The 22,513-nt window shown below is 58.0% G+C and carries 18 protein-coding genes; 11 read left to right on the plus strand and 7 right to left on the minus strand.

Features of this window, described 5'->3' with window-relative positions; translation table 11 throughout:
- Window positions 1-24 precede the first annotated feature (24 nt).
- The 4 genes from ACYQ6M_RS29195 to ACYQ6M_RS29210 all read right to left on the minus strand — a co-directional run bounded on the left by ACYQ6M_RS29195 (window position 25) and on the right by ACYQ6M_RS29210 (window position 5,791).
- A complete protein-coding gene (locus ACYQ6M_RS29195) occupies window positions 25-1,986 on the minus strand; it encodes a type I secretion system permease/ATPase (RefSeq protein WP_460077362.1) in 1,962 nt (653 codons plus the stop codon).
- Between the two features lie 12 nt (window positions 1,987-1,998).
- The gene (locus tag ACYQ6M_RS29200; RefSeq protein WP_460077364.1) at window positions 1,999-3,963 is read right to left on the minus strand and encodes a hypothetical protein; all 1,965 of its coding nucleotides are present in this window, start codon (window positions 3,961-3,963) and stop codon (window positions 1,999-2,001) included.
- Between the two features lie 212 nt (window positions 3,964-4,175).
- Entirely contained in the window at window positions 4,176-4,928 is a 753-nt protein-coding gene (locus tag ACYQ6M_RS29205) for a hypothetical protein (protein WP_023000103.1), read from the minus strand.
- Window positions 4,929-5,065: 137 nt separating this feature from the next.
- On the minus strand, window positions 5,066-5,791 hold the full coding sequence (locus tag ACYQ6M_RS29210) for a hypothetical protein (protein ID WP_023000102.1): 726 nt from the start codon (window positions 5,789-5,791) through the stop codon (window positions 5,066-5,068).
- 730 nt (window positions 5,792-6,521) lie between these two features.
- On the opposite strand from ACYQ6M_RS29210, the gene ACYQ6M_RS29215 reads away from it, so the two are divergent.
- A complete protein-coding gene (locus tag ACYQ6M_RS29215; protein ID WP_460077366.1) occupies window positions 6,522-7,241 on the plus strand; it encodes a helix-turn-helix transcriptional regulator in 720 nt (239 codons plus the stop codon).
- Between the two features lie 2 nt (window positions 7,242-7,243).
- Window positions 7,244-7,753, plus strand: coding sequence for a hypothetical protein (locus tag ACYQ6M_RS29220; RefSeq protein ID WP_228148017.1), 510 nt, complete (start codon window positions 7,244-7,246; stop codon window positions 7,751-7,753).
- 222 nt (window positions 7,754-7,975) lie between these two features.
- Here the strand turns inward: ACYQ6M_RS29220 and ACYQ6M_RS29225 are convergent, their stop codons facing one another.
- Both ACYQ6M_RS29225 and ACYQ6M_RS29230 read right to left on the minus strand, forming a co-directional pair.
- Window positions 7,976-9,469 carry an aldehyde dehydrogenase family protein gene (locus tag ACYQ6M_RS29225; RefSeq protein ID WP_460077368.1) on the minus strand — a complete coding sequence of 498 codons (1,494 nt, stop codon included), beginning with the start codon at window positions 9,467-9,469 and terminating at the stop codon, window positions 7,976-7,978.
- Between the two features lie 2 nt (window positions 9,470-9,471).
- Window positions 9,472-10,578, minus strand: a complete 1,107-nt coding sequence (locus ACYQ6M_RS29230; RefSeq protein WP_152505418.1) for a mandelate racemase/muconate lactonizing enzyme family protein — start codon at window positions 10,576-10,578, stop codon at window positions 9,472-9,474.
- Window positions 10,579-10,708: 130 nt separating this feature from the next.
- On the opposite strand from ACYQ6M_RS29230, the gene pdxR reads away from it, so the two are divergent.
- The 7 genes from pdxR to ACYQ6M_RS29265 all read left to right on the plus strand — a co-directional run bounded on the left by pdxR (window position 10,709) and on the right by ACYQ6M_RS29265 (window position 19,321).
- The gene (pdxR, locus tag ACYQ6M_RS29235) at window positions 10,709-12,196 is read left to right on the plus strand and encodes a MocR-like pyridoxine biosynthesis transcription factor PdxR (RefSeq protein WP_055661528.1); all 1,488 of its coding nucleotides are present in this window, start codon (window positions 10,709-10,711) and stop codon (window positions 12,194-12,196) included.
- A gap of 115 nt (window positions 12,197-12,311) precedes the next feature.
- Window positions 12,312-13,388, plus strand: coding sequence for an extracellular solute-binding protein (locus tag ACYQ6M_RS29240; protein ID WP_460077370.1), 1,077 nt, complete (start codon window positions 12,312-12,314; stop codon window positions 13,386-13,388).
- A 128-nt stretch (window positions 13,389-13,516) separates the two neighbouring features.
- Window positions 13,517-14,641 carry an ABC transporter ATP-binding protein gene (locus ACYQ6M_RS29245; RefSeq protein WP_460077372.1) on the plus strand — a complete coding sequence of 375 codons (1,125 nt, stop codon included), beginning with the start codon at window positions 13,517-13,519 and terminating at the stop codon, window positions 14,639-14,641.
- Window positions 14,638-15,510 carry an ABC transporter permease gene (locus tag ACYQ6M_RS29250; RefSeq protein WP_023000093.1) on the plus strand — a complete coding sequence of 291 codons (873 nt, stop codon included), beginning with the start codon at window positions 14,638-14,640 and terminating at the stop codon, window positions 15,508-15,510. The genes ACYQ6M_RS29245 and ACYQ6M_RS29250 overlap by 4 nt, the downstream gene beginning before the upstream one ends.
- A gap of 12 nt (window positions 15,511-15,522) precedes the next feature.
- The gene (locus tag ACYQ6M_RS29255) at window positions 15,523-16,383 is read left to right on the plus strand and encodes an ABC transporter permease (RefSeq protein WP_055661526.1); all 861 of its coding nucleotides are present in this window, start codon (window positions 15,523-15,525) and stop codon (window positions 16,381-16,383) included.
- An 8-nt stretch (window positions 16,384-16,391) separates the two neighbouring features.
- A complete protein-coding gene (locus tag ACYQ6M_RS29260; protein WP_460077375.1) occupies window positions 16,392-18,014 on the plus strand; it encodes a GMC family oxidoreductase in 1,623 nt (540 codons plus the stop codon).
- Between the two features lie 8 nt (window positions 18,015-18,022).
- The gene (locus ACYQ6M_RS29265; RefSeq protein ID WP_023000090.1) at window positions 18,023-19,321 is read left to right on the plus strand and encodes an NAD(P)/FAD-dependent oxidoreductase; all 1,299 of its coding nucleotides are present in this window, start codon (window positions 18,023-18,025) and stop codon (window positions 19,319-19,321) included.
- A gap of 55 nt (window positions 19,322-19,376) precedes the next feature.
- Here the strand turns inward: ACYQ6M_RS29265 and ACYQ6M_RS29270 are convergent, their stop codons facing one another.
- Entirely contained in the window at window positions 19,377-20,297 is a 921-nt protein-coding gene (locus tag ACYQ6M_RS29270) for a LysR family transcriptional regulator (RefSeq protein ID WP_023000089.1), read from the minus strand.
- A 167-nt stretch (window positions 20,298-20,464) separates the two neighbouring features.
- On the opposite strand from ACYQ6M_RS29270, the gene ACYQ6M_RS29275 reads away from it, so the two are divergent.
- The gene (locus ACYQ6M_RS29275) at window positions 20,465-21,262 is read left to right on the plus strand and encodes an alpha/beta hydrolase fold domain-containing protein (RefSeq protein WP_206911204.1); all 798 of its coding nucleotides are present in this window, start codon (window positions 20,465-20,467) and stop codon (window positions 21,260-21,262) included.
- Between the two features lie 59 nt (window positions 21,263-21,321).
- Window positions 21,322-22,512, plus strand: a complete 1,191-nt coding sequence (locus tag ACYQ6M_RS29280; protein WP_023000087.1) for an efflux RND transporter periplasmic adaptor subunit — start codon at window positions 21,322-21,324, stop codon at window positions 22,510-22,512.
- The last annotated feature ends 1 nt before the right edge of the window (window position 22,513 follow it).

The raw sequence follows: 22,513 nt of genomic DNA on the forward strand, positions 1-22,513 counted from the left end.
GCCGTCCCTGGCGGCTGCCAACGCTTATCCTTGTTGCTGAACCGCTCTTTGTTTCTTCCGGTCGGCAAGGAGTTCCAGCACCTCGTTGCGGAAGCCGAACATGCTGATGGAGCCGTCGGCCAGAACAAGGATCCGGTCGACACATTTCAGCAGGGATGGCTTTTGCGTGATCGCGACGACGGTGATGCCTTCGGCCTTGGCATGTGCCATTGCCCGTGCAAGCGCTTCGTCGCCATTCGTGTCCAGATTTGAGTTAGGTTCGTCCAGAACGACGAAACGTGGATTGCCGAAGAACGCCCTGGCAAGCGCGATACGCTGCTTCTGACCGCCTGACAGCGGTGCACCGTCGGCCGCGACGACCGTTTCATAGCCGTGGGCCAATTCGGAAATCATGGCGTGCACGTCGGCCAGACAGGCAGCTTCGTAGATCTGCTCGTCCGAAGCATCTTCGCGCATGCGGCCGATGTTCTGCTTGATCGTGCCCGGGAAGAGCTGAACGTCCTGTGGCAGATAACCGATGTTCTCACCCAGCTGCCGCTGGTTCCAGTTACGCAGGTCCATCAGGTCCAGACGCACCGCGCCCGATGTCGGCAGGATGGATCCCACCAGCATCTTGCCGAGTGTGGTTTTTCCGGCTCCCGAGTTGCCGATGATCGCGAGAGAGTCCCCGGCTTTCAGCGAGAAGGTGATGCTGTTGAGCACGACCCGCTTGGTCCCCTGGGGCACGTAAAGCAGGCGTTCGACATCAAGCCGGCCTTGCGGCTTGGGCAGAACGAGACGTTCGGAATTGAGCGGCGAGGATTTCAGCAGTGTCGAGATCCGGCCATAGGAATTGCGCGACAGCAGATACTGGTTCCAGCCTTCGATCGCGCCCTCGATGGGCGACAGCGCCCGGCCGCCGATAATGGAGGCGGCAATCACCATGCCCCCGGTCAGTTCACCCTGGATGGCAAGGAAGGATCCCCACCCGAGCATCGCTACCTGCGTCAGAAGCCGGACCGCCTTGGTGATGGAGGCCGAAACAATGTTTCTGTCCTGCGCACTGACCTGAGCGCGCAGCGAAGCAGCCGTATCGCGCCCCCACAGGTGAACCGCTTCCGGGATCATGGCCAGGGCGTTGATGATCTGCGAATTCCTTGACATAGCATCCAGATGCAGGTTCGCCTTGCTCTGGTTCTGGTTGGCATCGCTGAAATGCCGGGACGTGATCTTCTGGTTGATCACCGCGATCACGAGCAGGATCACACAGGTGCCACCGACGATCATCCCGAGGTGCGGATGAATGAGGTAGATCGCGACCAGGAAAAGCGGCGCGAAGGGACCGTCCAGAAATGCCATCATGGTGCCGGACACCAGAAAACCCCGCAATTGCTGCAGGTCGTTCAGGATCTGGTACTCCTTGCCGTTGCTGTTGAGCGAAGCTCGTGCGGCGGCTGCGAGGATGGGTGAACCCAGTTGCGATGCGAGTTCGACCGCCGTGCGCATAAGAATGAAGCGGCGGATGGCATCGAAGGCTGCCTGCAGCAGGACCGCCCCGACGATCACGCCTGTCAGCATGACAAGCGTGTCCAGCGAGCGGCTGGTCAGGACCCGGTCCGAGATCTGGAACAGATAGACCGGAATTGACAGCACAAGCACATTGATGACGCAGGAAAACATCAGCACGATGAGAAGATTGCGTCGAACGGCAGCGACGCCGTTTTCAAGTGCCTTGGAAAGATCGGGCGGCGTCGTCCGTCGGTGGAACTCGGGCTTTTCAGCCTTGGCTTTGCCAGTGCCTGTGCCAGAGCCTGTCCGGGCGGACTTGCCGCCGTCCGCCGGTTTCGCTCTTGCGTCTCCCGACTTCAGGGTTGGTCCGCCCGCAGCGGCTGCTGCCTCTGCGCCGACAAGTCGTGCATCACCCTTTTTCGCATCGGGGCCCAGCACCTGCGGCTCACCCGCCCGGTTCGTCCGCTGCCCATCGGCAACATCATATGAAATGGTCATGAGTTGCCTCCCCTAAGCGACCATTGTCGCCATCGGATCGACACAGATCTCGTCCGGCACCTGGTTCAGGTTGACGGTTTCAAGATCGTTGTCACCATTGGTCAGCATGCCGTCGGCCAGGAAGACAACCGCCTCCGACGCAAGACCCGCCCCGCCGTGATCAGGTTGCTCGACATCTGCGGTCAGGATCTCCGCCTGGTAAAGCAAAGCTTCCGAATAGGTGTCGCCACCGACGCGAACAACATTGTCCACGCTGGCTTCCTGGATCACCGCGGCATTGTAGAGAAGGTTTGAATCGCCGTTGATGCTGGTGCCTTCGCTTGAGACATCGACCCCAAGCGTGGCGATGCTGTCGCTGTCGCCCAGAATATTGACCTGTTCGAGGTAATTGATGTCGTAGACATCACCGGAGATGTAAAGAACGTTCAACTGGTTGAAAGGCGAAGCTTCCCCGCTGAAGAGCCCGGACAGGAAGTCATCGCCGAGATCCTCCTCACCTGCCGTTGCGAGCCGGTTCGCGCTTGCCGGATCCAGGTCGACGACGGAACTGTTGTAGTTGGAAACGATATAGGCCTCGTTCCAGAGCAGATTGTCGATCTGCCCGTCAGGCATCGGCATGGAAGCGTCTTGTGTACCTTCGGCAATGACCTGATCGAAATTGACCATGACGTTGGTCTGGCTGATCACATTGGCCGAGTAATAGTCGCCTCCGATCAGGATCAGATCGAAGAAGGTGCTCAGTTCCGTAAGGTTGAGAGCATTTGTCAGAATATTGCCACCGGACATGATCGTCGTGCCCGAGCCGTCTTCCTGGTAGACGATGGTGTCGTTGTCGACCAGGTAGTTCTTCTGGGTCAGCCAGTTCACGAAGGTCATGTCACCGTCGTGGAAGGTGATATCCCAGAGTGAATGATTGCCGACCGGAGCAACATCCATGGGCAGATCCGAACTGGTGTTCATGATCGATGCGATGTTGTAGCTGCCGGTACTCGGATCCGTCGCCCACTGGCCAAGACCCGCCAGATGCGGCGCTGCCAGAACATTTGTCTGGCTGATAATGTCGAGATCGTAATAGTCGCCGGCCACAGCTATGGTCGCGGCCTTGCCCCAGACGTCCACCAGAATGGCCTGATTGATCAGTGTGTTGTTGCCGGCACTGATTTGCAGCGAAGCGGAGGTTCCGGCGGTGTCCACCAGCGAAGCCAACTCGCCTGAGGCGCTTTGCGGTCCCTCGAGCACCACGTCATCGGAGTTCGCTTCGGCGTCATCGTCCGGAGCACGGCCCTTCAAATGCTTGATGACTTCGTCAAGACGGGCGGCTTCCTCGACAACGATACCGTTCTGATAGAGCTGCCCGGTGTCATCTCCGGTTGCCAGAACCTGTTGCCCGACACCGGGAGCGCCGGTTTGCATGGTTTGGGCTGTTTCCGTCCAGGCGGCGACGGTCGCGCTCAGATTGCCAGCCGGATTGTCTGCTTCCGTAAAGCTGAACCTGCCGGTGATCCCGGCAGCCTCCAGCGCATCGAGGAAGGAGATGAGTGATGGTGCTTCGTAATCGAAATGATAGTGGAGACCCGTGTTGGACAGATAGTCGTTGTCCGCCAGCACGTTTTCGGACCGGGACACAACGGCGAAGCTGTTGGGCAGCACTTCGTGCTGGAACGTTATGAAGCGGACACCGCCTGTCAGCGCGATGGTGTAGGGATTGAAAGTCCCCTCAACCGGCGGCGGCATCAGATGTGCTCGCATGCCAATGCCATCCCACTCATAAAAGTTCAGGGCGGCGGGAATGTCGTCGTAGTAGCTGTAACCATCAAATTCGTAATGGATATTCGGATTGAGGTCGAGCAGCTGATAGTCCGGCCAGACTGTCGGCAGCGCCTCCATCGTCTCACCTTGCTCTACCTGTTCGGCAGCAAGCTGTGCCGCGCGGAATTCAAGATACTCAAGGCGGGCGCGGGCCTCCTCGAGTGACATGGAAAAGCTTCCTACAAAATGCGAAATCGCTTCACGCGTAAGGTCATCATAAAAAAACATGTCAGCCCCCTAATCTGAATGAAGGGTCGTTTTCGCGGTCAAGCTCGCGCGAATCTAATAACGAGAGGCCGCGTTCAGCAGGCGCGGAGCAAGTGAGCTCCGCGCCTGCTGCTGTTTTCCGGAATTGAAAATCAATTCAGGAACAAACCGGATCAGCTCAGGGAGCCGAGGTCTTCACCGGTCATCAGGCTGTCCATGTTGCCGCCGACAATGGTCATGTCGACAGAGTTGTTCAGGATGTTTTCGCCCTGCACAAGCGTGTTGGTGAATGCCGATGCATCGTTGGAAGCGGATGCTTCAGCCGCATTCATGCCCTGGACGAGCGCATCGTCATCAGCAATGACGCTGACGCTGCCGGAACCGAGGTCATCGATTTCCAGATTGCCTTCCAGGTCGACCGACATGCCATGGAAACCGGCATGACCGAACCAGGTGCCGACATGGCCACCGAATGCCTGCATGTCAGCATCGACGTATGCCGATCCGCTGGAGCCCCCTGCCGAAATACCGTCGTCGGTTTCGGCATCGCCCCCCTTGGCACTCAGGGTCTGGTTAAAGCCGGCGTTGTTGGTTGCCGTCGTACCGTTGGCCCAGTCGTTGTCTTCCAGCTGGTTGCTGTTGTTGAGCACGACACCGGCATCATTGCCGCCACCATTGAGGGCTTCGTTCAAAATGTCTTCAACGGTGATGTCGTCGCCCGGGCTGTAGTCGATGCCGCCGTTGACGCTCACGAGCATCTCGTCGACTTCAGCGCATTCTTCCAGGTCGATGTCCACGACATCGTCGTCGTCATAAACAAAACCTTCTTCGAAGTTCATCACGACTTCGGCCTTGTTGATGATCTTCGAGTCATCGACTGCATCGAAATCAGAGTAATTGAATTGAGTTCCACGCTTACCAGACATGATAATAGTCCTTGTTCATCGCGGCGAGCCGGGTCTCGCAAGACCGGCGTTCACACCGCATTCTGACTTGGAAACGGGCGCAGCTGGCGTTTCGGAAACAGGTTCGAAACAGAAAACCGCAGCGCCGATCGAACATCTTAGAGCTCGTCCTCACCAACGCTGTCGGTGTAGAGATCACCGCCGACAATCGTCGTGTCGACCGAGTTGTTGAGAATGTTCGCACCCTGCACCAGCTCGTTGACGAACGCTTCGGTTGCGTTGGCGGCATTGGCAGCGGCCATCACTTCACCAATCACCGTCGCATCATCAAGGGCATCCACGGTCATGGACGACCCACCGAAAGCCAGACCGTCGTCAGCTTCCGCCGAACCGCCGTTGGCAGTCAGCTTCTGCGTGAAGGACCCTTCATTGGCGACAAAGGTGTCTTTTGCCCAGTCGTTGTCTTCCAGCTGGTTGCTGTTGTTGATTGCAATGCCGGTATCGTTCCCAAGGCCGTTCAGCGCATCATTGAGGACGTCTTCGACCTTGATATCGTCGCCCGGGTCGAAGTCGATGTTGCCTTTCGCAATCAGAATGTCCTCGACACTCGCATGGTCGCCGATATCCAGGTCAATGTTGTCGACGTCCGAAGGACCGTTCTCGAAATCCACATTGATCACGGGATCGAAGTCACTGTCGACATACTTGAACACCTGGTTGTTCACATCCTGGGTGTTGTCGTCGTCCGAGTATTCCCACTCGTAGCTCTTCGAATTGTCGATGTTTATTTCGTGATTATAGTTGGTGTTGTACTCGCTGGAATAAGTCGGATTGAACGACTTATCGATGTTCAGCTCGTTTTTATGCCAAACGTATTCGCTCATGGTTCTGTCCTCAGATCGGACAGCTCGGCAGATCGTCTTCTATCGATTTGCATAGGGCTGTCGTGGTTAAGAGGAGCGTTACCGCCCCAGATCAAATGGAAAATGGCAAAAACAACCACCTCAGCTAATCAAAATAGATTTAGCTGCTCCATTTACTCTTCGACTGGAAGTCAAATTTGAGGATTGGGATCCACAAACCGAGGATTTACACAAATACGAGAATCTCCCAGCCGATGAAAACAATGACAGAACAGGGAGATTGCAATAAGCCGGAAATCTTAACTAAACATTTACCATTCAAGTTTCGCGGATATCTAGCGACATAGGTAAATCACGCGAGGTCAAAAAAAGTATTTAATTGCAATATCTTGAAGCAAAATCTGATCCGCGACTAAATCGAATTATTAATATAACCTAAGGTAAGTTTGTTATATACAAGTTATGGGTGAGGAGAAATTCAGACTAGGGGGTCACTGCACAAATCCCTGTTAATACTGCGATTTGGACGGCATGTTCATTTTCCGACAGCCACCCATTTCCCACACCTATCCTTGGTCTGAACAAACAAGATAAGAAATTTTATTATTTTAAGAACCGCATGGCTAATGCCGACGGCAGAATAAGCCGGATGAATATTTACAAAAACGCTTCTCCCAGGCCCTGTTTCTGGCAATTGCAAGTGAAAGAGAGTCCAAATTAAATTTTATCTTAGTTTGTAGGGGTGACAGTAATGACTAGCGTAAATTACGAGAATAAAGGTTCAATCTATTATATTGGAGCGTCCGAAAAGTTTCCGAAGGAACTGGAAGGAGTAATCGACCGGGAAATAGAAGATGGACGTTTTATCCGTATCACTCAGAAAATCGATCTTTATCGCTCGGAGCGCCGTGGGGAATTTTCAAAACGCCTTTTCCTGATTGACGAAGGCTTCAGCGCGGAGCGCAAGGAAGCTATTGCCTGCCTGCGGAAAAATTTCCCTGAAGCAAACCTCTGCATGCTGATCAATGATGATCTGTCGTTCCCCTCGATCATCAGCGATTATTTCCAGAAAGGCCTGATCAAGAGCGTGCTGCCGATGAACCTTCGGATCGATCTCTGGCTAGGCGCTATCCGTCTCATGCTCAACGGCGGCCATTATCTGCCGGCTGATGCCATCAAGTACATGGGAATGGAAAGGCCTTACGGCGCAGCCCCGGCCATGCATCAGCGCAGGCACCGCAGCCGTACCAGGAACCGCTTCGGCAAGCTGACGAAACGGGAAACCGAAGTTCTATGCCTCATCTCCGAGGGATATCAGAACAAGAATATCGCCGAAAAATTGTCCCTGTCGGAGCACACCATCAAGCTCCATATTCATCACATCATTTCAAAGCTCGGCGTTTCAAACAGAACGGAAGCAGCCGCGATCTACATTCAGACGGAACAACGACCACCCAACCTAGAGGCCTGAAGATGAGCGCGGCAGATGCGCCCACAATGGCGGACGAATTCCAGACGTTTCTCGCCCTCATGGGCCGGCTGAACTATACGTGGACCAACACGGAGAGCTTGCTGATCCACATGATCGCAGGCCTCGCCGGCGTCACCAAGGAAGTCGCGACGGTGATCTTCCTGACCCTCAACACGTCGCGTGCCCGGATTGATCTGGTCGAACGGCTGGCCAAGCTCGATACGCAGAAACCGGACTTGAGGGAAGAGGTGCTGAGCCTCACACGGGACATGCACAAGACCTTGAAATTGAAAAACAAATACAATCACTGCATCTATTCGTTCGACAACGAGGGGCGCAATGCCTCAACCATTTTGATGCGCATCAGCGACCAGAAACACAAGATCGAATACGGCAAGTCCAGCCCGATCAATTCCCGGGAAATCACGCTCGTCAGGGAAACGATCCAGAAGACACAGACGCTGAACAAGGCGCTCTGGGAGTTCTTCAAGCAGCGCAAGTTTCCGGTGTGAGATCCTCCCGCGCTGCACGCAGCCTCAACAAAAAAGAGGCCGGATCGGTAAACCGAACCGGCCTTTCAGGGGAGGTAACAGGATGTTTGAGCAGGTTCGGATCGCTCTGATCCGGCTGACTGAACTCTGCCCTGGAGCGTGCCGCGTCCAACTAAAAAGATCTTGCGTCGAAATCCCCCAATTCAGGCAGTGAGAAGCGATTCCGATGAAACGCGACAAGTTCTAGCCGATCCTTGCGGCAATGCTTTTGGTCTTGCAGTAGCTCTTGAGACCTTCGAGACCTTTTTCGCGGCCGAAACCGGATTTCTTGTTGCCACCGAACGGCACCTCGATCCCGCCGGCGAAATACTCGTTGATGTAGATCTGGCCGGCATCGATCTTGCGCGCGAGCTGATGGGCTTTTGCGAAATTCGACGTGTAGATGCCTGCGACCAGGCCGTACTGGCAATCGTTGGCAAGTGCCAGGGCATGATCGGCATCATCAGCCACCTGCACCGTCAGCACCGGCCCGAAGATTTCCTCCTGCGCCAACTCGTCACTCGCAGAAACGCTATCGACGATTGTCGGCTCATAGAACCAGCCCTTGCCGGTTTTCGGGTCAGCGGCTATGGCGCCACCCGTCACGATATCAGCTCCCCGAGCCCTTGCGCGGTCGACAAAACCGGCAACCTTTGCAAGATGTCCCGCAGAATTGACCGGCCCGACATCCGGGTTGCCAAGACCGTGCCCGAGTGTCAGCGATTTTGTGCGTTTCACCAGTTCCGCAACGAAGTCCGCGTGAATGTTCTTCTCGATCACAAGACGAGATCCAGCGGAACAGATCTGGCCGGCATTCTCGTAGATCGCACCGAGAACACCGGATAGCGCCTGTTCCCGGTCACAATCGCCAAGCACCACCACGGGCGATTTGCCACCAAGCTCCAGCACCACGCGGGTGATCTCGTCGGCTGCCGCCTTCATCACCGCCTTGCCCGTCTGGACCGAACCGGTGAACGTGATGTGGTCGACATCCGGATGGGCTGTCAGCGGAGCCCCGGTCTCAGCGCCGGTGCCGGTCACGACATTGCACACGCCTGCCGGCAATCCGGCATCATGCAGGATCTTCGCAAGCAGCAGCGCTGTGAACGGCGTCTGTTCGGCAGGCTTTGCCACAACCGTGCAGCCGGCTGCAAGCGCCGGCGCAAATCCGCGCGCAGCGGTGGAGATCGGAAAGTTCCACGGAATGATGTGGGCCGTGACCCCGACCGGCTCGTGAATGGCGTAACCGACATAATTCGGCCCAAGGGGAAAGCTGTCTCCCTGCAGCTTGTCGCAAGCGCCCGCGTAATACTCGAACGTACGAGCCGCACCGCGCACATCGCCTTGAGCTTCCTGCAGTGCCTTGCCGCTGTCCAGCGTTTCGGCAACGGCCAGAAGATCGAGATTTTCCAGGATAAGCCTGGACGCTTGCAGAAGGATCCGGGACCGCTCCACCGGCGCCATGTCTCGCCAGACCGTCTCAAAAGCAACCTTTGACGACTTTACTGCCTGATCGACATCCTCGGCGGTTCCCGCCGTGAAGCGGGCGAAGGCCTCACCCCGGCCCGGATCGAAACTTTCCATGGTGCGGTTATGGGACGGCTGCGTAAAGCTGCCGTCGATGAAATGGCCGAGGGGCAACGCCTTCAGCGTGCCCGTAGCCTGATATTCCGCGACGAGTTCGCTTGCTCCGGACATCGTTAGCCTTCCAGGGAACTGATCTTGTATGTGGATTTCGCCAGCCACTCCGGACTGATCTCGACACCCCACCCCGGCGCATCGGTCACCGTGGCGTGCCCGTCGACAATCTCGTACGGCGACGCGGTGAAGAGGCCGTATTGCCAGGGATAATAGTCGGCTTCCTCGATGGAGAATTCGAGATATTTGCCCGCATTCGGGATCGCCCGCAGCAGATGCATGGTGAACAGCGTCACCAGCGACAGGTTGGCCGCATGCGGTGTGCAGGGAATACCTGCCTCATGCGCCATTTGTGCCACCTTCATGGTGCGAACCATCCCACCGAGATAACAGACGTCCGGCTGAATGATATCGACAACCCGTTCATCGATCATCCGCTGCCAGTCCACCAGAGAGCAATCCTGCTCCCCACCTGTCACATCGATGTCGAGAGCGTCTGTCACTTGCCTGGTCTGGTCATAGTGCCAGTAGGGGCAAGGCTCCTCGTAATGGGAAATGCCGTTGGCTTCCAGGAACCGGCCGATCTCGATGGCCTTGGCTGGCGAATAGCAGGAGTTGGCATCGACCAGCAGTGCGGTGTCGTCACCAAAGGCCTTGCGCATGGTCGGCACGATTTCTTCCGTCCGGCCCGGCCATTCGTCCTGGTCGCGGCCGCATTCGGCACCGATCCGGAACTTGAAGGCGTCGAAGCCGTAAAGGTCCTGCTGCTTCTTGAGGCGATCCGCTTCGTCTTTCGCCGTGATGTCACGCTTCATCGACGACCCGTAGGCCCGCACCTTGCCCGGCGTTCCACCGAGCAGTTCGCACACCGGCTTGCCTTCCAGCTTGCCGCGAAGGTCGAACAGGGCAGTGTCCAGTCCCCCCATCGCCCGGCGCAGATAGGAGCCGGGAAACTTGTGCTCCCGTTCCGGGATGATCTCCATCAGGTGTTCAATGTCGAAAGCGTCTTCGCCCAGCGCATAAGGTGCAACCTGACGGTGGACGACCTCCGCCGTGATATCCGCGTAGTAAGGCGCTACCTGCCCCCATCCGGTCGCACCGTTTTCGGCGGTTGCACGAACGAAGCAGACAAACTCATTGGTAAATGTTTCTATTGATTGTATTTTCATTGTCTTATCCGGTCCTCGGACGGACGGTCCCGATGGATAGGGGTTGGCTCGTGAACCGACCCTTATCCAGAATTGGACTTGATAGAAGGTCCGTTTTGCGCAAACTCTCATACCAATTTGGGAGAACGCGATGAAACGGCATGCCGGCGCTGTGCTCTCGTCGATCAAGATCGACAAGACGGCCGAAAAGAAAATTTCGATCCAGCTCTACATGGCCCTGCGCGACCTGCTGCTGACGGGGGCATTGACCCCGGGTGACCGGATGCCGGCCACACGCACCCTGGCGCAGGAGATCGGCGTCTCCCGCACGACGGTAATCGATGCGACCGACCGCCTGATTTCCGAAGGTCTTCTGGAGGCAAGGGTAGGCGCTGGCACGTTCGTCAGCGAAGCGCTGAACGCCCGCCTTGCGCCGAAGCCGTCACAGGAGGCCAGCGACATCACCCCCGTCGTGCCGCGCCTTTCCCACGCGACCCGGCATGCCATCCCGGATTTCACCTTGCGCTCGCGCCTGCCGCACAAATCGCAGGCCTTCGTCACAGCACTGCCGGCGCTCGACGCCTTTCCGATGGCGCAATGGGCAAAACTCTCCGCGCGGCACTGGCGCAAGGACCGCGACCACATTGCCGGCTACGGCGAACCCTTCGGCTACATGCCGCTGCGCCGGGCGATTGCCCGTCAGCTCAATGCCTCCCGCGGCATCAAGTGCGACCCCGAACAGATATTCATCACCAACGGCGCCCAGCGCGCATTTTCCCTGGTCGGCGGCATGCTGGTCAATCCGGGTGAGCCGATCTGGTTTGAAAATCCTGGCGCAATTGGTGCGCGCAACGCTTTTGTTGCCATTGGCGCAAGGCCAATTCCTGTCGCCGTTGACGAGGAAGGTCTTTGCATCGAGGACGGCCTTGCCAAGGCGCCCTACTTTCGGCTCGCCTTCGTAACGCCATCCCACCAGCAGCCGCTTGGCCACGTCATGAGCCTTTCCCGCCGCCTGGCGCTTCTGACAGCCGCCAATGAAGCCGACGCCATGATCGTGGAGGACGACTACGACGGCGAGTTCTATTTCGGCGACCAGCCACCACCAACGCTCAAGAGCATCGATACCCACGGCCGGGTAATCTATGTCGGCACCTTCTCCAAGTCCCTGTTTCCGGCCCTCAGGCTCGGCTTCGTTCTGGTGCCGGAAGGCCTGGTGGAAAGCTTCGAACGGGTCTGCCTGACCTGGCTTGCCGGTGTTCCGACCGTCACCCAGGCGATCGTTGCCGAATTCATGGATGAAGGCATGTTCGCAACGCACATCCGCACCATGCGCCAACTCTACAAGCACCGTCACGATACCTTGATGGCAGAAAGCGCCAGTCTTGCAGGAGACATCGACCTGCAGCCAACCAGCAGCGGCTTTCATGCTGTCGGCCTTTTGTCGAACCGATACGACGAAGACAGGATCGTCGCTGAAGCGGCCAAACACGGCATCACCACCGCCCCCCTGTCTCGCTACGCTCTCGGCCGGATACCGCAGCGCGGCATTGTCCTCGGCTTCGGCAGCTCCGCGCAGGATGACATCCGCAAAGGCATGAAGGTTCTCAAGAAAATCCTGCCTGTTTGCTGCACCAGCTAAGGTGCACCCTCGGTCAATTGGACTGCTAAATTATCTGCAATGGATATATTTGGCAGGCCAATTCCAACCTAGGCTTTTTTCCGGTTAGTACGCTGAGTGCATTCAGGAGGACGTCATGCATTTGAAAACAACACTAACCGGCCTGTTGGCCGCAACCATGCTTGCCGGTGCCGGCTCTGCCCAGGCAGAGACCCTGCGCCTGTTGACCTGGGGGTCTTACGCTCCCGACGAACTGGTCCAAAAATTTGAAGAAGAATATCCGGACATTGATGTTGAAGTCACCTTCTCCAACAACGAGGAAATGATTGCCAAGCTGCGCGCCACTGGTGGTGCCGGCTTCGACCTTGCCCAGCCAAGCCACGACCGCATCTACGCGGCCCAGCTGGAATATGACATCTACAAGCCGCTGGATCTTTCAAAGATCGACACCGGTGCGATGGAAGCCAAGCTGCTTGACGGCGTGAAGGCAAACACGACGATCGAGGGTGAAGTCTACGCGGTTCCCCACCAGTGGGGCACATCCGGCCTGATGGCCGACAAGACAAAGGCCCCGGACCTTTCGAGCTGGGCCGACCTGTGCGACCCGGCCTACAAGGGCAAGACCTCGATGCGCCTGAAGCGCACGATCCTGCTCGGCACGGCCTTCTCGATGGGTGAAGATCCGTTCGCGGCCTACGCAGACCTTGAGAAATACCAGGGCATCCTGGACAAGGTCGCCGACAAGCTGATCGAGTGCAAGGACAACATCAAGGCTTACTGGAAAGGCGGCGACGACCTGTCCGCCATGATGCTGTCAGGCGAAATCGTGGCATCCGAAACCTGGGATTCCACCGCTTACAAGCTCTACGACCAGAACCAGAACATTGTCTTCGTTCCGCCGAAGGAAGGCGCACTAGCCTGGATCGACACCTTCGCCCTGCCGCGCAAGGGCAAGGCGGATGATGCCGCCTACAAGTGGATCAACTTCGTGCTGCGGCCGGAAAACGTGACCATCATGTCCGGCAGCACCGGCGCGATTGCCGCGATCAAGGGTGGTACCGACCTGCTGCCGGAAGACAAGAAGGCAGCCGTGAATGCGGCCTTCACCGCAGCCGACATCGACAATCTCAAGTTCTTTGCCAACATTCCTCCCGGCGTGGAAGACATGGAAGGCAAGACCCTCGAGAAGATCAAGGCAGCCACAGGCGGCTGATCAGGTTCAGGGCTGCCGGAACCATTCCGGCAGCCCTTTCCTTTTTGAAAAAATCAAAACACCGGAGAGAAGCAACCGGACACAACCCGGCGCTCCAAACCCCGATCCCTTCCAGTTGGCCCGCATTGATGAAACACACCTCACCCGCCTACGATCTTGAATGCCTCGACCTTGCCAAGAGTTTTGGAGGATTTCGCGCCGTCAAAGGCGTCTCCTTCGAAATCCCGAGCGGTTCGTTCTTCTCCATTCTCGGTCCGTCGGGCTGTGGCAAGACAACCCTGATGCGCATGATCGCGGGTTTCGAGGACCCGACCTCCGGCGATATCAAGATCAAGGGCAAGTCGGTACTCGGCGTGCCGCCCAACCGGCGCAACGTCAAGATGGTGTTCCAGCATCTGGCGCTGTTCCCGATGATGAACGTCTACGAGAACATCGCCTATGGCCTCAGGTGCGCGGGCGTGGGCAATGCGGAAATAAAGCGCAAGGTCCAGGACGTACTGGAGCGGATTGCCCTGCCCGACGTTGGCGAGCGGGAAATCCACCAGTTGTCCGGCGGTCAGAAACAGCGCATCGCCATTGCTCGCTGCATGGTGCTCGATCCGGATGTACTCTTGCTCGATGAACCGCTCGGCGCGCTCGATCTGAAGCTGCGCGAAGCGATGAAGATCGAGTTGAAACTTTTGCAGCACCAGTTCAACACGACCTTTATCTACATCACCCACGATCAGTCGGAAGCACTGGTGATGTCCGATAACGTCGCCATCATGAACCAGGGCATTTTCGAACAGATCGGCACGCCGCAGGATCTCTATCATCACCCCAAGACCGCCTTCGTCGCCGGCTTTGTTGGCGACAGCAACCGCTGGTCCGGCACGGTGAAATCCGCAGATGGCACGGGTGGCAAGGTGGAAACGGATCAGGGGCTTTCGATGAGTTTCAGTGCCGGCGCGGATCAAACCATTCGTGATGGCGACAAGGTGGAGATTTTCGTGCGGCCGGAATTCATCCGCACGGTGCGCGCATCCGAAGCGGACCAGGCCCTGACAGAAGGCGACAACCAGATGAGCGGTGTCATCGACAGCCTGCTCTTCAACGGTGCCAACAGCCGTGTTCTCGTACGGACCGGCAGCGGCGAGCTTATCGAGTCCGATGTGACGGTAACCGGCAACAACGACCTGAAACCCGGAGAAGACGTGCGCCTGATCTGGTCGTCCCGGCAAGCCATGTGTTTTGCCCGCGCGGAGAGCGCATGATGCAGAACAAGGACATCAAACGGCTGTCGCTGATCCTGCTGTTTTCGCCTTTCGCGCTCTGGATCCTGCTGCTGATCATTCTGCCGCACATCGGCATGGTGCTCCTCTCCTTCCGCGAGAAAGTGGCACCGCGCGTCTATGAGTATAGCTTCGCCAACTATCTGGATTTCATCAACGAACCGATCTACTGGAACACGCTTCTTCGAACCGGATCCATGTCCCTGCTGGTCACAGCCCTGGCGCTGCTGATCGGCTTTCCCATTGCCTACTACATTGCCAAGATCGCGGGGCCGCGTGCCAGGGGTGGTCTGTTCCTGCTCTGCCTGATCCCGCTCTGGGTCAGCGACCTGATCCGTTCCTTCGGCTGGATCCTGCTGTTGCGCGAAACCGGTGTGATTTCGAATTTCCTGCTCTGGACCGGACTGGTCGGCCAGCCTGTCGAGTTTCTCTACAACGACATCGCGGTCATCATCGGCCTCGTCTACACCGTGATCCTGTTCATGATCGTGCCACTGGTTTCGACGCTGGACGGCATGGACAATTCAATGATCGAGGCCGGGTACAATCTGGGTGGCAGCGGCTTTACAGTGCTGCGCCGGATCATCATTCCCTACGCGATGCCGGGCATCGTGGCCGGCTGTATCGTCACCTTCATGCTGACGGCAGGTTCCTACCTGACGCCGATCCTGCTCGGCGGCAAGAATTCGAGCTGGTTTACCGAACAGATCTACAATCAGTTCATCACCCGCTTCAACTGGGAGGGAGGCGCGGCCTTCGGCATGCTGCTCCTGATTTTTACCTCCGTCGTGATCTGGCTCGGCCTGAAACTCTCCGGTCAGACCCTCGCCAACACCGTGGCCAAGAGCTGAGGAGGACAGACGATGCTTGCGCAAAAGAACTCCTCTCCGTTCCTGATGGGCTACCGGCTCTATGTCGTTGCCTTCTTCATCTTCCTGGCAGCGCCGCTGATTTCAGCCGGAGCCTTCGCCTTCAACGACAGCCTGTTCCCGGCACTGCCCTGGCAAGGTTTCACGCTGGACTGGTTCTTCAGCGATACCGAACCAAAACTCGGCATGTTCCATGACCGGCGTTTGCTGCAGGGGCTTTATTATTCCTTCGTCATCGCAATCTTCGTGGCGGCGCTCTCCGTCTTCGTCGGCACGACCAATGCGTTCCTGTTCGTGCGTGGCGAGTTTCCGGGCAAGAACTTCTTCTACATTCTGATGGTGGTGCCGCTGGTGATCCCGGGTGTCATCCTCGGCATCTCCATCCTGGTCCTGGCCAGTGACACCGCGAACTACATGGAAAACAGGTTCGATCTGGAGCTTGAGTTCCTGAGGCCAGGCCTTCTGCTTGTCGTGTTCGGGCAGTTTTCCTTCATCACCACCATCACCTCGCTGGTGATCACGGCCCGGCTGAAGAAATTCGACGCCACGATGGAAGAAGCCGCCTTCAACCTGGGGGCAAGTCGGGTCCGCGTGTTGCGCACCGTCACACTGCCCTTCCTGCGACCGGCGATGATCGCGGCCGGCATCGTCGCCTTCCTGGTCTCGTTCGAGAACTTCAACACCACGCTATTTCTTGTCGGCTCGGAAGCGCCGCTGACGATCACCATGTATGACCGGATGGCAAAGGTCGGCTCGACGCCGGTCCTCAATGCCGTCTCCTTCGTGCTCATGGTCGGGTCCGGACTGCTTGCGCTGCTATCGATTGCCATCCAGCGCGACAAGACCTCTCAATAGGAGCATTCATGGCGGAGTTCGACTTTGTCATCGTCGGCGCGGGCTCGGCAGGCTCGGTGCTTGCCGACCGGTTGTCGGAAGACGGCAAATACACCGTCTGCCTTCTGGAGGCGGGCGGCTCGGATCTCAATTTCTGGATCTGGATGCCGATCGGCTACGGCAAGGCTTTCTATAACCGGAACATCAACTGGATGTACCACACCGAAGCGGACCCGGGGCTCAACGACCGCTCCGGCTACTGGCCGCGCGGCAAGGTGCTGGGTGGGTCCAGTTCTATCAATGCCATGGTCTATATTCGCGGTCAGCATGCGGATTTCGAGGACTGGAAGGCCCTCGGCAACACCGGCTGGGGCTGGCAGGACGTTCTGCCCTATTTCAAGCGCTCGGAAACCAATTGCAACGGTGCCGACGACTATCGCGGCGGGGATGGCCCCCTTTATGTCTCCTCCATGGACAAGGACGTCCACCCGCTGTGTCAAAACTTCCTGGCAGCCAGCGAGGAAGCCGGCTTCAGCCGTAACCCGGATTTCAATGGCAGAAGCCAGGAAGGTGTCGGCCTCTACCAGATAACCGCGAAAAACGGGTTCCGCATGTCGACGGCCCGTGCCTATCTTTCACGCGCGAAAAAACGTCAGAATGTCTCCATCCTGACCAACGCACACACGACCCGGCTGATCCTTGAAAACGGACGGGCGACCGGTGTCGTCTACAGCCGAGGCGGCACCGAGCAGACCGTGAAGGCCCGACGGGAAGTGATCCTCAGTGCAGGTGCCGTCAACTCGCCGCAAATCCTCATGTTGTCCGGCATTGGTGATGGCGCGGAACTGCAGGCCAAGGGCATTTCCTCCACCTTGCACAGCCCTGCTGTCGGCAAGAACCTTCAGGACCATCTCGGTCTCGACTATCTCTACCGGTCCAAAGTGCCGACGCTGAACCAGCAGCTTTATCCCTGGTGGGGCAAGCTCGCCCAGGGCATCCGCTATGTCCTGACCCGCAGTGGTCCACTGTCGCTCAGTGTCAATCAGGCTGGTGGCTTTGTCAGAAGCAATCCGGATTGTGAACGGCCGAACATCCAGCTGTATTTCTCGCCAGTCAGCTACACCAAGGCGCCGAAGGGGAAACGTCCGCTGATGAACCCGGACCCGTTCCCCGGCTTCCTCCTCGGCTTCCAGCCGACGCGGCCTACCAGCCGCGGCCATATCTGCCTGCGCTCCTCCGATCCGTTCGACATGCCGGAGATCCACCCGAACTCGCTCAGCACCAACCGCGATCTCACGGAGATGATCGAAGGCAGCAAGCTGATGCGCAAGATCGCCGAAAGCCCTGCCATGCAATCGGTTATCGACGAGGAGATCACACCCGGCCCGGGTGTCCAGACCGACGAGGACATGCTGGCGGATGTCCGCAGCCGCTGTTCCACGGTCTTCCACCCTGTCAGCACCTGCCGCATGGGACCGGACGCGAACGAAAACGTCGTCGACACGCGCCTACGGGTTTACGGGGTCGAAGGGCTTCGGGTTGTCGATGCCTCTATTTTCCCGACGGTCACGTCCGGCAACACCAACGCACCTGCGATCATGGTCGGCGAAAAAGGCGCGGACCTTATCCTGGAAGACACACGAGCGGCGTAAGGCACGTAATGACTCAGGCTCTTTTTGCGGACAACTACAAGACGACACCATACTGGCAGGATATCGCGCCCAAACTCGTACTGCCGGATACAGGTTTGCCCCCAGAGGTCGATGTGCTGGTGGTTGGCGGTGGGTACACCGGCCTGAACGCCGCACTGCAGACCGCCCGTGAAGGCCTCGGCACACTGGTTCTCGATGCGGAAGACCCGGGTTGGGGCTGCAGCATGCGCAATGGCGGCCAGCTTTCGACCAGCCTCAAGCCGTCCTTTTCCAACCTGGCGGGCCGCTATGGCAGGGAGCTCGCCACCCAGCTTTGCCTGGAAGGCCAGGCGTCCCTCGACTACATGCACGCACTTTCAAGGGAAGATGGACTGGAGATGGGCTTACGGGAAACCGGCCGCTTCCACGGCGCTCACAAGCCCCATCTTTACGAGAGCCTTGCCAGAGATTGTGCCGCCGGACACCCCGTGTGGAAGACCGATGCCTTCATGGTGCCGAAAAGCGACATGGCACAGGAGCTTGGGACCGATGCCTATCATGGCGGTATCGTCAATCCGCATCATTGCAGCATCGATGTCAGCAAGTACCATCCTTCACTTTTGAACAAGGTGCTGGCGGAAGGCGCGATGGTGCGCGGCAAGTGCCGGGTGGTGTCGCTTGAACGCGAGACGTCAGGCTTCAAGGTCCTGACAAGCGACGGCTCCCTCAAGGCAGGCAAGGTCATTCTGGCGACCAATGGTTACTCCGGCCCCCTGTCGCCCTGGCTTCAGCGGCGGTTGATCCCGATCGGCTCCTACGTGATCGCGACGGAAGAAATCCCGAGTGAAACGATTGACCGGCTGTTTCCGACGGACCGGGTCCTCTCCGACACCAGAAAACTGGTCTATTACTACCGGCTGTCCCCCGACCGGAAGCGCGTGCTGTTTGGCGGCCGGGTCTCCTTGAGCGAAACGGACCCGCGCAACAGCGCGCTAAAGCTCCACCGCGATATGACGGCCCTCTTTCCGGAACTTGGCTCCGTTCGGATCAGCCACGCCTGGATGGGGTTTGTCGGCTACACCTTCGACACACTCGCCCATGCTGGCGAAGACAACGGCCTGTTTCACGCGGGCGGCTATTGCGGGTCCGGGGTGGGTATGGCGAGTTATCTCGGCATGCGTATGGGCCAGAAAGCTGCCGGCCGAGAAAAATCACTCTCCGCGTTCGAGAAGATCCCCTTCCCGACCCGGCCGCTATACCAGGGCAATCCGTGGTTCCTGGCACCATCGGTGCTGGTCTATCGGCTGCGGGACAGGTTCGGCATCTGATTGGGGTCAGCCTTTCGGAGGATAGCCTTCTTGCGCTGCGCCCCTTGCCAGCATTTCATACCGAAGACTGGGCGGGCGCCGGCACATCGGCAAGCAGGCGCACCAGCCAATCGACAAAAACGCGAACCTTGTTCGAAAGGTGCCGGTTGGGCGGGTAGACGATATAAAGCGGAATGGTGTCGGCAGACCACTCCGTCAGCAGCGGCACGAGGTCCCCGCGCTTCAGCTCTTCCCGCACCATGAAGTCAGGCAGCTGCGCGATGCCGTGACCGGCAACGGCCGCCGCCACATAGCTGCGGGCATCGTTGACCGAGCAATGATAGCGTCCGTCGACCAGAATTTCCTCACCGTCCTTGCGGAAGGTGAACGGGTGTGTGCGTCCGGTGGCGGCAACGAAATAGTTGACGCAATAGTGGTTCGCCTTCACGTCTGCCGGGGTTTCCGGTGTACCTGCCCGTTCCAGGTAGGACGCTGCCGCGCAAGTGGTCAGGCCGACCTCCGCCACCCGCCGTGCAATCAGCGACTGATCAGCCGGAGCACCACCACGCAAGGCACAATCGACATTCTCTGCCAGGTAGTCGACTGTCCTGTCACCGATCCCGAGGTCGATACGGATATCCGGGTACTTTTCGTAAAAACCGCCAAGCTCCGGTATCACGAACCAGTCGGCAAAGGCCCCTGACATTTCAACGCGCAGCCGCCCACCGGGATTGCTCTGGGCCTGGGACAGGCTGGCATCAAGTTCGTCGACCTCCGAAACAATCTGAACGGCCCGCTCATAATAAAGCGCGCCGTCCGTCGTCACGATGACGCGCCGCGTTGTCCGGTTGAGCAATTTGGTCTGCAGATGTTTCTCGAGATTCTGGATCAGGTTGGTAACCGTCGCCTTCGGCATCTGAAGGGAATCGGAGGCTCGGGTGAAATTTCCTGTTTCAACCACCCTCACAAAGGCGCGCATGGCGGAGAGTTGATCCATTTCTGGGCGTCCTGATCAAAAAATAGGCTTATTATTCGAAAATTCGAATAGTGAAACCAATAATACACCCCTTATTCCAGAGTTGGAACAACAATACCTATCGGACATGCAAGAGAGCTGGTGTACCCAGTTCTCCCTCAACCAACAGACACGAAACGGCGCTGAAAATGACGGTGCAGATCAAGGATATGACACTCGACAAGGTGGCCATCGGCCCCGTGGCGGCACGTGTCTACCAGGGTGCCGAATACAGCAAGTCGCCGCCAGTCCTCATCTATTTTCACGGCGGCGCTTTTCAAGGCACCGTCCCGCAGGAAAGCGAGTTTGCGCATCTCATTGCCGAAACCGGCGCCATTGTCGTGATGCCGGACTACAATGTACCTCTTGGCAGCGTTTTTCCGAAGCCGCTGGAAACGGGGTTTTCGATCTTCTCCTATCTGGCGAAAAAGCGCGCCGGCCTTGGGAACCGGAAATCCCTGCTTCTTGTCGGCGGCGTCGAGGCTGGCGGCAACATCGCCGCAGCGGTCGCGCTGAAGGCGCGGGATCATTTCGCCGATGAACTTGACGGGCAGATCCTTCTGTCACCTCTGCTTGATCCTTTCATGGGCTCTGCATCGTTTCAGAAGGCCGGCGATCTCGGCATGAAGGACATCTGGGCCGACGGCTGGAGCCACTATCTCAGCACCGGCATGTGCCACCCCTATGCGGCCCCATGCATGTGCTCACGCCTGACCGGCGTTGCCCCCGCGCTTGTTCTGTCTTCTCAGGACGACCCGCTCAAGGACGAAACACTCGGCTTTGCGACCTGCCTGAAAAATGCAGGCGTTGAAGTTCACCAGCATGTTCTCCCCGCCGGGACAGGCTGGCCATCACTCTACGGCGGAAAGACGGACGAGACCCCATCCTGGCAAGAAACCGTAAGCACGCAATTTTCCGGTTTCGTGCAGTCCGTCAGCGTCCACTGATTTGATATCCAAACCCTTCTGAAGATTGTGTTTTCAGCAGGGGTTCCAAGGAGAGACCAATGACATCAAGAAGCAAGCGCTGGGCCCTGACGGGCGCCAGTCTGGCAGTTGCTGTCTCTGTTTCAGCCGCTGTCCTCATCATGAACCTTCCGGCAAGCAGCCCTGCAACGGCCGCGGGCGGTACAGTCGCCATCCCGGCGGTGCCGGTGACCGTTGCCGAGGTCAAATCCCGAGAGATAACCGTGTGGGAAGATTTCTCCGGCAGGCTTGAAGCCGTTGACCGGGTGCAGATCCGCTCCCGTGTGGCCGGCTCCATTCAATCCGTCGATTTCCGTGAAGGCGCATTGGTGGAAGCAGGTGACCTGCTCTTCACCATTGACCCGGCTCCCTACGAGGCCGCCGTCGCTCAGAGGGAAGGTCAGGTTGAACTGGCGCAAACACAGCTCAACCTCGCCAAGCTGGAACTGGACCGTGGCAACAAGCTGATCGAAAACCGGACCATCTCCCAAAGCGTTCTCGACCAGCGCCGCAACACCTACGCCGAAGCACAGGCCAACCTCAGAACCGTCAAGGCAGCTCTCAGGTCGGCCAAGCTGGAACTTGGCTACACCAAGGTGCTGGCACCCGTGTCGGGTCGTGTCGGCAAGATCGAGATCACCGTCGGCAATCTCGTTGCCGCGGGCTCCGCATCGCCGGCATTGACAACCCTTGTCTCTGTCGATCCGATCTATGCAAGCTTCAACGCAAGTGAAGACCTGGTCTCGCGGGTTCTGGCCGAGTTGCCGCAGACAGATGCTGCGGTGCCGCCATTGGACATGATCCCCGTCGAAATCGAAACCTCGTCAACCGCCGGACACCCGGTGAAGGGCAAGCTGCAGCTGGTCGATAACCAGGTTGACGCCGTCAGCGGCACCATTGGGGTCAGGGCGGTCTTCGACAATCCCGGCGGCAGGCTGATCCCGGGCCAGTTCGTGCGCATCCGCATGGGTGAGCCAAGGCCTGAACAGAAGGTCCTGATCAGCGAACGCGCCATCGGCACCGACCAGGACAAGAAATATGTCTATGTCGTCGGTGACGACAACAAAGTGGCATACAGGCCGATCGACCTGGGCAGAACCGCGGAAGGTGCACGTATCGTCGACAGCGGCCTCGAACCGGGTGAACGGATCGTCGTCAACGGCCTGCAACGGATCCGCTCTGGTGCACTTGTCGATCCTCAGCTCGAAAACGACGTTGCCGCTGCAAACTGAG

It is taken from the genome of Roseibium sp. ROS1, assembly GCF_054658215.1.